Origin of the sequence: Arthrobacter sp. Leaf141 (genome assembly GCF_001424565.1) — a bacterium.
GTDB lineage: Bacteria > Actinomycetota > Actinomycetes > Actinomycetales > Micrococcaceae > Arthrobacter.
Genome location: NZ_LMOL01000005.1, coordinates 545,408 through 556,335 on the forward strand (window position 1 = coordinate 545,408; position 10,928 = coordinate 556,335).

At 68.4% G+C, this 10,928-nt stretch carries 11 protein-coding genes; 7 read left to right on the forward strand and 4 right to left on the reverse strand.

Annotation, left to right across the window (positions count from 1 at the left end):
- Positions 1–112: 112 nt before the first annotated feature.
- Positions 113–592, reverse strand: coding sequence for an Lrp/AsnC family transcriptional regulator (locus ASF72_RS05080; protein WP_235504654.1), 480 nt, complete (start codon positions 590–592; stop codon positions 113–115).
- 166 nt (positions 593–758) lie between these two features.
- Between ASF72_RS05080 and ASF72_RS05085 the strand changes: the two genes are divergently transcribed.
- Positions 759–2,000, forward strand: coding sequence for an MFS transporter (locus ASF72_RS05085; RefSeq protein WP_056597460.1), 1,242 nt, complete (start codon positions 759–761; stop codon positions 1,998–2,000).
- Positions 2,001–2,008: 8 nt separating this feature from the next.
- On the opposite strand, the gene ASF72_RS05090 is transcribed toward ASF72_RS05085, so the two are convergent.
- Positions 2,009–2,512, reverse strand: a complete 504-nt coding sequence (locus ASF72_RS05090) for an Lrp/AsnC family transcriptional regulator (protein WP_056597055.1) — start codon at positions 2,510–2,512, stop codon at positions 2,009–2,011.
- Positions 2,513–2,626: 114 nt separating this feature from the next.
- On the reverse strand, positions 2,627–3,874 hold the full coding sequence (locus tag ASF72_RS05095) for an MFS transporter (RefSeq protein WP_056597057.1): 1,248 nt from the start codon (positions 3,872–3,874) through the stop codon (positions 2,627–2,629).
- A gap of 120 nt (positions 3,875–3,994) precedes the next feature.
- Between ASF72_RS05095 and ASF72_RS05100 the strand changes: the two genes are divergently transcribed.
- Both ASF72_RS05100 and ASF72_RS05105 read left to right on the forward strand, forming a co-directional pair.
- A complete protein-coding gene (locus ASF72_RS05100) occupies positions 3,995–4,987 on the forward strand; it encodes a LysR substrate-binding domain-containing protein (RefSeq protein WP_050685833.1) in 993 nt (330 codons plus the stop codon).
- Positions 4,988–5,041: 54 nt separating this feature from the next.
- Complete coding sequence (locus ASF72_RS05105; protein ID WP_082484034.1) at positions 5,042–5,992, forward strand: BadF/BadG/BcrA/BcrD ATPase family protein; 951 nt, start codon at positions 5,042–5,044, stop codon at positions 5,990–5,992.
- 9 nt (positions 5,993–6,001) lie between these two features.
- Here the strand turns inward: ASF72_RS05105 and ASF72_RS05110 are convergent, their stop codons facing one another.
- Positions 6,002–7,024, reverse strand: a complete 1,023-nt coding sequence (locus ASF72_RS05110; RefSeq protein ID WP_056597059.1) for a pirin family protein — start codon at positions 7,022–7,024, stop codon at positions 6,002–6,004.
- A 251-nt stretch (positions 7,025–7,275) separates the two neighbouring features.
- On the opposite strand from ASF72_RS05110, the gene ASF72_RS05115 reads away from it, so the two are divergent.
- From ASF72_RS05115 to ASF72_RS05130, 4 genes are read left to right on the forward strand one after another with little or no spacing between them, the layout of a single operon-like run.
- Entirely contained in the window at positions 7,276–8,376 is a 1,101-nt protein-coding gene (locus ASF72_RS05115) for an ABC transporter ATP-binding protein (RefSeq protein WP_050685837.1), read from the forward strand.
- Positions 8,376–9,146: an ABC transporter permease gene (locus tag ASF72_RS05120; protein WP_056597061.1), complete on the forward strand. Its 771-nt coding sequence runs from the start codon at positions 8,376–8,378 to the stop codon at positions 9,144–9,146. Before ASF72_RS05115 ends, ASF72_RS05120 begins: the two co-directional genes overlap by 1 nt.
- Complete coding sequence (locus tag ASF72_RS05125) at positions 9,143–9,889, forward strand: ABC transporter permease (protein WP_050685840.1); 747 nt, start codon at positions 9,143–9,145, stop codon at positions 9,887–9,889. Before ASF72_RS05120 ends, ASF72_RS05125 begins: the two co-directional genes overlap by 4 nt.
- Positions 9,886–10,839 carry an ABC transporter substrate-binding protein gene (locus ASF72_RS05130; RefSeq protein ID WP_050685842.1) on the forward strand — a complete coding sequence of 318 codons (954 nt, stop codon included), beginning with the start codon at positions 9,886–9,888 and terminating at the stop codon, positions 10,837–10,839. Before ASF72_RS05125 ends, ASF72_RS05130 begins: the two co-directional genes overlap by 4 nt.
- The last annotated feature ends 89 nt before the right edge of the window (positions 10,840–10,928 follow it).

The following is a 10,928-nucleotide window of genomic DNA, read 5'->3' on the forward strand; positions in this document are numbered from 1 at the left end:
GGTCCTGACCCCTGGAAGCCGGCAACGCGAGGGGTGATAAAAAAGGCAGTCCATGTCCGAAGCCTAACCGTCCTGCCGCCGTCGGACGCCCCTGACACTGCCGCAACGGCCGTCAGCCACCGGCCGCCTTGGACAGGCCGCTGATCAGGGGCTCGGTCCGGTAGGGGATATGCGTGTGCAGGGCCAGGACGGTTTCCGTCCGGATCACGCCCCTGATCCGGAGCACCTGCCGCAGCGCGGCCTGCAGGTTGTGCGTATCGGTGGCGACCACTCGGCACCACACATCGCCCCGGCCCGAAATCTCGTGCACTTCGAGGACCTGGGCGATGGTCCGGAGGCCGGCCACCACACCATCCAGTTCCCGGTGCGAAACTTCGATGGTCACGAAGGCAACGACGTCGTAGCCCACCGCCTCCAGGTCCACTTCCCGCCCGCTGTGGCTCAGGACGCCCGAGCGGATCAGCCGCTTGACCCGGGTCTGCGCGGTGTTGCGTGCCACCCCCAGGGAGTCGCCGAGTTCGCCGACCTGGATCCGGGGATCGCGGATCAGCGCCAGGAGGATTTTGAGATCAGTAGGGTCCAGATTGTTCAAGTGGTCACTTTCCATCATCTTGGCTGGCCAATATTGACTGTTTTGCGCAATTCTGCCACGAATATCCGTTCAATAGGGCAGTAATGCCGCAATGTAGGGCTATCGGATATCCACCCCGCGCGGCCTCCCACAAGGACCAGTCCCGCGGTTGAACCAAGGCGGCACCATGACGGTCTTCAGTGAACTTCGCATGCGCCCTGCCCCGGCCACTGCGGCCAGGGGCTGGGACGCTTCCACCACAGCACGCCTGGCCATGGCCGGCGCGGTCATTTTTGTGCTCCTGGTGGGTGCCAACCTTGCCACCCCCCTGTATCCGCTGCTGCAGGCTGAGCTGGGGCTGTCCACCCTGGACGTCACGGCCGCGTTTGCCAGCTACGTCCTGGCCCTGGTGGCAACCCTGATGCTGGCCGGCCATTGGTCCGACCACATTGGCCGCCGCGCCGCGCTGATCCTCGCCGTCCTGGCAGGACTCGCCGGCGGCTGGGTCTTTGCGCAGGCCGGCACCCTTGCTGCGCTGTGCGCAGGACGGGCCCTGCAGGGAATGGCCGTGGCCCTGGCCACGGGTGCCAGCTCGGCCGCACTGCGCGAACTGCTGCCCTCCCGCCCCGAATGGGCCTCCCGCTTCACCCTGCTCGCCTCCGCAGGGGGAGTGGCGGCGGGGCCCGTCATCGGCGGCCTGCTCTCGCTGCTGCCGGACCCAACCGCCATGCCGTATTACGTCCATTCCGCGGTGCTCGCCGCGCTGCTGGTGCCGCTGTTCCTCCTGCAGGCCCGCCCCGCCATCAGCCAGCCGCCGGTCTCCCGGCCGTTGCAGGTCCTGGCGCCACGACGGCCTTCCGTGTCCCGCGAGGCGCGCGGGGCCTTCTGGCTGGCATCCGGCGTCGGATTCCTCAGCTTCGCCGTCTTCGGGTTCTGCCTGTCCCTGGCCCCGGGATACTTTGCGCAGGTCCTGGGCACGGATTCCCGGCCGTTGATCGGTGTCCTCGCAGGGCTCACCCTCGGCGCCTCGGCGCTCAGCCAGCTGCTCGCCATCCGTGGCCGGTTTGCCGTCCCCGCAGGTCTGGCGATCCTGGGGACAGCCATCCTGTTGCTGGGCGCGGCCGGAGCCTGGCACAACCCGCTGCTGCTGGTGGCGGCTTCCCTGGCTGCCGGCGTGGGCCAGGGCGTGGCGTTCCGCACGGTCTTCAACGACGTGGCGTCCCGGGTTGAACCGGCCCGGCACGCCCAGATTGTCAGCACCGTGTACGTGATCACCTACCTGGGCAGCGCCGTCCCGGTCCTGGGACTTGGCTGGGCCACCGGCGTCTTCGGGCTCGCGGCGTCCGTCAGTACCTTCGTGGCCGTGTGCGGCACGGCGGCACTGCTCCTGGCGGCCCTGACGCTCCGGCAGGTCCTGCGGCGGAGCTAAGCCCGCCGCTACGCAGGCAGGGGCCCGTGGTTACCCTGGATGTGCTCAAACACCAGGGTGGTCTCGGTGTGGCCCACCACCGGATCCGTGGCCAGGTTGTCCAGCACCCAGTCCCGGAGGTCTTCGGTGGTGGCCACGGCAATGTGCAGCAGGTAGTCCACCGACCCTGACGTGTGGAACGTGGACAGCACGGCCGGCAGGTGCGGTACCCGCGCGGTGAAGCGGTCGATCTGGTCCCGGTCGTGGGCCCGCAGCCGCACGGCCACCAGCGCCTGCACGGACCGGCCGATCGCGGACAGGCTCAACTTCGCCTCGTAGCCCTGGACAATGCCCCGCTCGGAGAGCGCCCGGGTCCGCATCAGCGCTGTGGACGGGGCGATGCCCACCAGTTCCGCCAGTTGCTTGTTGGAGATCCGGGCGTCTGCCACCAGCGCGGCCAGGAGCCGCTCATCGATGGCGTCGAGGGGCTCCTGGTGCTGGACCGGCCTGGCGTTCCTGGGGTTCGTACTCACTGCAGTTCCTTCCAACGTCCTGCATTCATCCTAGACCGCTGATTTGTCGCCAACAGGTGCCGCAGCCGGTGCGCCGCCGAACATCTGCAACGAAAGGCCGGGATGCGGCGCGGGTTAATTCGTTGCGGCCAGTGGGTCGCGGGGATTGACGACGGCGACAGTCGCCGCGGTGAGGACCGCAAGGGCCATCACGGCCCCCGCGAGGGCGGACCAGCCGAAGGACTGGAACAGCAGGCCCCCGGCCCACCCCAGCACGCTGGACCCGAGGTAGTACGCCAGGTTGTACAGTGACGCCGCCTGGGCCCTTCCTGTGCTGGCGATGGCTCCGGTCCAGCCGGCGCCGATGCTGTGCGCGGCAAAAAAGCCGCCGGTGAACACCACCAGTCCGGCCAGGATCACGGGCAGGGACGGGGTGAGGGTCAGGGCCAGGCCAGCCACGGCAAGGGCCAGGCCCGCCAGCAGGATGGTCCGGCGGCCAAACCGCAACGTCAGGCCTGCGGCCCAGCGGGACGTGAACGTCCCGGACAGGTAGGCCAGGAAGATCAGGCTGATAACGGTGGCCGGCAAGCCGAACGGTGCCCCGGAGAGCCGGAACCCCAGATAGTTGTAGACAGCCACAAAGCCGCCCATCATCAGGAAGGCCTGCACGTAGAGTGCCAGGAGCCGGATGTTCCGCAGATGCCTGGCCAGTGTCGCCACGGCGCCGCGAAGCCCTGACGCCTGCGCGGCCACGAAGCCTTGCGCCCTGGGGACCAGGAGCAGGAAGGCGACGGCGGCCAGCGTGGCCAGGATCGAAACTGAGAGGGCCGCCGCGCGCCAGCCCCACAGTTCCCCGGCGGGTCCGGCCACCAGCCTGCCGGCCAACCCGCCCAGCGTGGTGCCGGCAACGTAGCTGCCCGCTGCGACGGCAGCATGCGCCCGGGTGACTTCCTCGTTGAGGTAGGCGATGGCAATGGCCGGGATGCCCCCCAGTGCCATGCCCTCCAGGAGCCGCAGGCCAAGGAGCATGCCGAAGCTGCTGGCCAGCGGCACCAGCAGGCCCAGGACCGTGGCGATGGAGATGCCCCAGGTCATGGCCTTCACCCGGCCGATCCGGTCGGCCAGGAACGACCATGGGATCACCGTAACGGCCAGGCCCACGGTGGCCAGGGAGATGGTGAGGGCGGCCTCCGCGGCCGTGATCTTCAGGTCGGCTGCCAGCAGCGGCAGGACGGCCTGGGTGGAGTACAGCTGGGCGAAGGTGGCCACGCCGGCGAAGGAGAGGCCGGCGAGGATCCGCGTGTATGCCGCCGAACCTTTCGGGTGGCCATTCCACCGGAGCGGTTCCGGCTCGCTGCCGGGGAAGGGGTCGGGGCTGGACATTCCGTAAGCGTAGCCCCGGCCGTCATATCGCTCCAATGCATGCTTTGTGCCAAAATAATCGCAAATACGGATGAATTATCCGGGGCGCCCGGGTCCCGGCAGGAAAGGCCCGGCAGCAACGTGGAACCCGAACTCAAGCACCTGGTCCAGCTCCTCCCACTCTTGCCGGTCCTGGCGGAACTGGGACGGACGGGGCACATCACGGCCACGGCCGAGATCCTCGGCGTCCCGCAGTCCACGGTGAGCCGGGCCGTGGCCCGGGCCAGTGCCGTGGTTGGCGCTGAGCTGGTGGTCCGGGACGGCAGGGGAGTGCGCCTGACCCCCGCAGCGCAGACCCTGTTGCCGTACATCGACCAGGCGCTGTCCGGCTTCCAGGCGGGACTTGACCTGGTGCGCACCGAATCCGACGTGGCCCGCGGAAAAATCGCCGTCTCCTTCCAGCACACCTTCGGCGAAGCTGCCCTGCCACTGCTGATCAGTGCCTTCCGAAGCAGCCATCCCGCGGCAGTCTTCACCCTCAGCCAGGGGGCCCGCAGTGCCTGCCTGGAGGAACTGGCCGCCGGCCAGTCGGACCTGGCCCTGACGGCCCCGGTGGCACCTGCCGGCATGAACCTGGACTCCATCCCCCTGTACCGCGAGCCGCTCCGTTTGGTGGTCCACCACAGCCACCGGCTGGCCGGCCGGCGCAGTGCCGGCGTTGCCGAGGTCCGCACCGACCCGTTTGTTGCACTCGGCCCCGGTTATGGCCTGCGTTCGCTCACCGACGCCCTGTTCAAGGAGGCAGGGTGCCGGCCCCGGATCGCTTTCGAAAGCCAGGATTCCCATACCGTCCGGGGCCTGGTGGCGGCAGGGCTGGGGGTCAGTATCCTGCCGCCCGGTGGCGACGCCCCGGGCCGGGAACTGAGGGCAGCAACAGGAAACCTGGGCTGGGTTGAAGTGCCGCTGACGTCCCGGCTCGCATTCCGGGAGGTGGGTGTGAGCTGGCGTCGCGGGAAGCCTGGGTCCGAGCCCGTCTCCGTGCGGCTCTTCCGGGAGATGGTGCTCAGCCGGGGGCAGGAACTGCTGGCCGGGCTGGCCGGCGGTTACGCATTACCGGAGCCGCCGGGAACATGACGCCGACGCCGCCAGGCGCATGCCCGGCAGTCCTGCTGCCAGTAACCTTGTGGCGTGACTTACACCGAAAAAACCCCCGTCCCGCCAGCTGCCCCCACCGAAGGCCACACCCCCGGTGCCCTGAACGGCATCATCATCGGGCTGGACATCGGCGGCACCAAGACCCACGGCATCCGGTTCGAAGACGGCGTCCCGGTGGCTGACGAATCCGCGGGCAGCTCCAACGTGCAGAATGTCAGCCGGGAAGACGCGGCCCGGAACCTCGCTGAACTCTTCGCGAAAATCGGCGGCGGCCCGGTAGCAACGGTGTACGCAGGCTCCGGCGGGATCGACACCGAAGACGACGCCGCGGCGCTCGCCGCCCTGATCGCGCCGCACGTGCCGGGGGCCCGGGTCACGGTGGTCCACGACTCGCGGCTGCTGCTTGCCGCCGGCCACGCCAGCACCGGTGTGGCGGTCATTGCCGGGACCGGCTCGGCTGCCTGGGGCAGGAACGCCGACGGCGGCGAGGCCCGGGCCGGCGGCTGGGGTTACCTTTTGGGCGATGAAGGCAGCGGGTACTGGCTGGGCCGCGAGGCCGTCAGGTACAGCCTGACGCAGATGAACAAGGGACTTGCCCCGGATTCCCTCACCACAGCCCTCCTCGCCGGCTGCGGCGTGGCGGACCCCAACCGCCTGATTGCCCTGTTCCACGACCCGGCCGCCGGCCGCCGGTTCTGGGCCCAGCAGGCACGCCATGTTGTCGCCGCCGCAGCCACAGGCCATGCCCCCAGCCAGGCCCTGCTGGAACAGGCCGGAGCGGACCTGGCCGGACTGGCGCTGCAGGTACTCCGCCAGCTCGGGCTTGAAGGGCCCGTCATCCTCGGCGGCGGGCTGGGCATGAATGTGCCGGCCCTGCAGGAGGCATTCCGCGGCCATTTAGCGGCTGCGGGCGTCACCGAGGTTCGCGTCCTGGACCAGGAACCCGTGTTCGGGGTACTGGACCTGGTGGCCGGGCCAGCCTGACGGGGAACTTCAGCCCTGGATGGAACGGCGCCGGGGCGTCAGGCGGACGCCGGGCAGCGGCGGCGCCGGAATCCGTCCGGACTCGGCCCCCGCGTCCGGACCATGGCCGGGGACCAGCCCGTACCGGGCCGCTGCATTCTCGGAATCCGCCAGCGCCGCCTGGGCTTCCCACTCGTCGCGGGCCTGCTCCACTTCGTCGTGGGTGCGGCCCACAAAGTTCCACCACATCAGCAGTTCCTCGCCGAAAGGTTCGCCGCCGATCAGGAGGAACCGGGTGCCGGGAAGTGCCGTGAGGTGCAGGTCGGAACGGCCGGCGCCCAGGTAGCCCAGCGGTCCCGGCGGGATGTCCTGCCCGTCCACCGTCAGGCCGCCGTCGAGCACCAGGATGCCGTGCTCGAATCCCGGATCCAGGGGCAGGACCGATGCCCCCTCGCAGACCACGTCGGCGCCCACGATCGGCGAAAACATCGTTGCGGGCGAGGCCACGCCGGCCAGCTCGCCCACGAACACGGTTGCGGTGTAGCCGGGTGCCAAGGCCTGCGGCAGGTTGCGGTGCTGTTCGAAAGCCGGGCGGCGGTGCCGCTCGGCGTCCGGCAGCGCCACCCAGAGCTGAAGCCCCCGCTGCAGCGGCAACTCCCCACCGCCGTCGGGAAGGACGGCGAACTCCGAGTGGGATACCCCGTGGCCTGCCGTCATGATGTTCAATTCCCCGGGCCGGACCACCACGTCGCTGCCCACGCTGTCCCGGTGCCGGATGGTCCCGGCCAGCGGCCAGGTCACGGTCTGCAGGCCGATATGGGGGTGGGGGAGCACGGACATCGCCGTCCGATCCGGCCCGAAACTGTCCAGGAAGCACCAGGCGCCAATGGTGGGCAGTCCCCGCTGCGGCAGCGTCCGGCGGACGTTCATGGCCCGCACCCCGCCCAGCGGAACTTCCCGCTCGGGCCACAGCTGCAGGCAGGGCCCCGGGCCCTCCCCGCTGGGTGCCGGCGGACAGACTTCCTGCTGCGGGGATACTTCCAGATTCGTCACCCTCCCACTTTAGGCCGCGCCGGCCGGGCGGCCCAGCGGCCCCTTGGACAGCCCGTAATTCCTGGCCTCCAGTCCACCCATCCGGCAGGATTCAGGTTCCGAATGATTACAGAAGGATTCCTTTTGCCCCAATCCGATCCTTGGCGGGTGTTCACGGCTAAGGATTGGGTTACCGTAACTATCAGTGTGCTGATGACCATGTCCCGGCACCACGGATGCCGTCAACAGAACAGAACAGGTAAGTCCGCACCATGGACCAGGCAATGATCGAGTTCAAGAGCGTCACCAAGCAGTACCAAGGCGGGCAAGCGGCCGTGGCGGGACTGACCATGGCAGTAGCCAAGGGGTCCATCACCGTTTTTGTCGGTCCGTCCGGCTGCGGCAAAACAACGTCCCTGCGCATGATCAACCGGATGGTGGAACCCACGTCAGGTGTCATCACCGTTGATGGCAGGGATGTGACGTCCGTGCCCGCTGCCGAACTCCGCCGCTCCATGGGCTACGTGATGCAGTCCGCGGGGCTGCTGCCGCACCGTTCGGTGCTGGACAACATCGCCACCGTGCCGCGCCTTAACGGGGTATCCAAGGCCGCCGCGCGGAAACGCGCAGAGGAGCTGCTGGACGTGGTGGGCCTGGCCCGGCCCCTGGCCAAACGGTACCCTTCACAGCTTTCCGGCGGCCAGCAGCAGCGCGTTGGCGTGGCGCGTGCGCTGGCCGCAGACCCGCCGGTGCTGCTGATGGATGAGCCCTTCAGCGCCGTGGATCCTGTGGTCCGTGACGAACTCCAGCAGGAACTGCTGCGGCTGCAGAAGGACCTGGCTAAAACCATTGTGTTTGTCACCCACGACATTGACGAAGCCACCATCCTGGGCGACCAGGTCGCGGTGTTTGCGGTAGGCGGAAAACTCGCCCAGTACGCCACCCCGGAAGAGATCCTGCGGGCCCCCGCCAACGATTTTGTCGCCTCGTTTGTTGGCCGGGACCGTGGCTTCCGCCACCTTGGCTTCACCCCGTCCGACGGCGTCAGCATCCACCCGGTGCCCACCATCATCCGCGAAGGGGACAGCCACCGGTCGGACCCGGCCGCCACCGGAGGCTGGCAACTCGTAGTGGACTCGGGAATGCGTCCGTTGGGCTGGGCCATTCCCGGCACGGACACCGCACTTATTCCGGGCGGTTCACTGTTCCGCCCGGGCGACAGCCTCCGCCGTGCACTTGATGCCGCGCTTTCGTCCCCGTCGGGCCTGGGCGTCGCCGTGGACCAGGAAGGCCAGGTCCAGGGTGTGGTCCGGGGCGGCGAAGTCCTGGCCCTCATCGAGGAAGCACGCCAGCTGCGGCAGGCTGCGCTCTGATGGAATGGTTCCTTGCCAACAGCGGCATGGTGCTGGAACGGGCCGGCCAGCACCTGGTCCTGGCCCTCATCCCCATGCTTGCGGGGCTGGTCATCGCGATCCCGCTGGCCCAGCTGGCGCGGCAGAACCGGGCCCTCCGCTCGGTGGTCCTCACCGCATCGTCCCTGCTCTACACGGTGCCGTCCCTGGCGCTCTTCATCATCCTGCCCACCATCCTGGGCACCCGGATCCTTGATCCGCTCAACGTTGTGGTGGCGCTGACGGTCTACGCGGTGGCGCTGCTGGTCCGCGCTGCCCTGGACGCCTTCGACTCCGTGGACGACGGCGTCAGCCAGGCTGCCGTGGCCATGGGCTACAAGCCGCTGGCCCGTTTCCTCCAGGTGGACCTGCCGCTGTCCCTTCCGGTGATGTTCGCCGGCCTTCGCGTGGTTTCGGTCAGCAACATTTCGCTGGTCAGCGTGGCGGCCCTCCTGGGCATCGGAAACCTTGGCATGCTCTTCACGTCCGGACTGCAACGGGACTTCATCACGGAAATCGTGGTGGGCATCGTGGCCATCCTTATCCTTGCCCTGTTGATGGATGCCCTTCTGGTGGTGCTGGAACGTGTTATGACGCCGTGGGTGCGGGCCGGCAACCAGCGCGGCGGACAGGAACCTGCCCCGGAACACAACACCCCCAACGACGCCGACGGCGGGACGCCGGCTGCGGCCGGAACAGCCGGGGCCGCCCGGCGGCTGGCGCAGCCGAAGACCGGAGGGGGGAACGCATGAGCAACGTCTTTGCCGACACGTTCGCCTGGCTCACCGACCCGCTGCACTGGACCGGCAGCGCCGGCATCCCCACCCGGCTGGTGGAACACCTCCAGTACACGGGGCTGGTCATGCTGATCGCCACCGCGATCGCCGTCCCCATCGGCCTGTACGTTGGCCACACCGGCCGCGGCAGGGTGGCGGTGGTGGCCATCGCCGGTGCATTGCGCGCGCTGCCCACTCTGGGACTGCTGACCCTCTTTGTCCTCCTGGCCGGCATCGGCCTGATGCCGCCGGTCTGGGCCCTGGTCATCCTCACCGTGCCCCCGCTCCTGGCCGGCACCTACGCAGGAATCTCCAGCGTTGACCGGAATGTTGTGGACGCGGCACGCGCCATGGGGATGACGGAGCTCCAGGTGCTGTTCCGCGCCGAACTCCCCAACGCCCTCACCGTTATGTTCGGTGGGTTCCGGACCGGCGTCCTGCAGGTCATCGCCACAGTGTCCGTGGTTGCCTACATCAACCTCGGTGGCCTCGGCCGGTACCTTTTCGACGGCCTTGTCCTCAGCGACTTCCCGCAGATGCTGGGCGGTTCGCTCCTGATCGCGGTGCTGGCCATCGCCGTCGACCTTGTCCTGTCCCTGATCCAGAGGCTGTTCCTGACCCCAGGCGCCTCAAAGCAGTCCCCCCACAGCCAGCCGGCTGCGGTCGATCTCACAGAACCCGCCCCCGCGGAGCCTGTGGTACTAGGAGGAAAATCATGAATGAAAGCCGTTCACGCCTCGGCAGGCGGGCGTTCAGCGGCCTGGCCGCCGGCGTCGGCCTGGCCATGGCACTGTCGGCCTGTGGCTCGTCCGATCCGCTCAGCAACGCACCGGCCACCGGTGGTTCCTCGGACGGGAACACTGCCCTGGTGGTCGGTTCCGCCGACTTCCCGGAAAGCCAGATCATCGCCGAGCTGTACGCCGGTGCCCTGACGGCCGCAGGCATCACCGCCACCACGAAGCCAAACATCGGCTCCCGCGAGGTTTACTTCAAAGCGGTCCAGGACGGCTCGGTGGACATCGTTCCGGACTACACCGGCAACCTGCTCCTGCACGTGGACAAAGCAGCCGCGGAGGTTTCCGCGGAAGACATCCTCGGGGCGCTCCCGGACAAGCTCCCGGATGGCCTGGCAGTCGGGGACGCCTCCAAGGCTGAGGACAAGGACGCGCTGGTGGTCACCAAGGCCACGGCCGAGAAGTACCAGCTCAAGTCCATCGAGGACCTGGCCAAGGTGTGCAGCGAAATTGTGGTGGGTGCCCCCGCCACGTTCGCGGAGCGCGCCTACGGCCTGCCCGGCCTGAAGAAGAACTACAACTGCGAGCCCAAGAAGCTGGAACCGTTCAGCGACGGCGGCGGACCCGTGACGTTGAAGGCACTGCTGGATGACCAGGTCCAGGTTGCCGACATCTACACCACCACGCCGTCCATTGCCGATAACGACCTGGTGGTCCTGGAGGACCCGAAGGACAACTTCATCGCCCAGCAGGTCATCCCGCTCTTCAACGAAGCCAAGATGACCGACAAGGCAAAAGAAGCCCTGAAATCCGTCTCCAGTGTCCTCACCACCGAGGACCTGATCAACCTCAACCGTGCAGTCAGCGGCAGCCAGAAGCAGGCAGCCAAGGACGCGGCCGAGGGCTGGCTGAAGGACAAGGGCATCCTCAAGTAAGGATGCGGCGGCCGGTTGCCGGGGGAGTTGATCCCCGCCCTGGCAGGCCTGAACGCACGACGGCGGCTGCCGGACCTGGTCCGGCAGCC

What these genes read in the sequence shown, in the direction of transcription:
- ASF72_RS05085 (WP_056597460.1), top strand. Translation starts at nt 759, where the DNA reads ATGACGGTCTTCAGTGAACTTCGCATGCGCCCTGCCCCGGCCACTGCG.
- ASF72_RS05095 (WP_056597057.1), bottom strand. Translation starts at nt 3,874, where the DNA reads ATGTCCAGCCCCGACCCCTTCCCCGGCAGCGAGCCGGAACCGCTCCGG.
- ASF72_RS05115 (WP_050685837.1), top strand. Translation starts at nt 7,276, where the DNA reads ATGGACCAGGCAATGATCGAGTTCAAGAGCGTCACCAAGCAGTACCAA.
- ASF72_RS05120 (WP_056597061.1), top strand. Translation starts at nt 8,376, where the DNA reads ATGGAATGGTTCCTTGCCAACAGCGGCATGGTGCTGGAACGGGCCGGC.
- ASF72_RS05125 (WP_050685840.1), top strand. Translation starts at nt 9,143, where the DNA reads ATGAGCAACGTCTTTGCCGACACGTTCGCCTGGCTCACCGACCCGCTG.
- ASF72_RS05130 (WP_050685842.1), top strand. Translation starts at nt 9,886, where the DNA reads ATGAATGAAAGCCGTTCACGCCTCGGCAGGCGGGCGTTCAGCGGCCTG.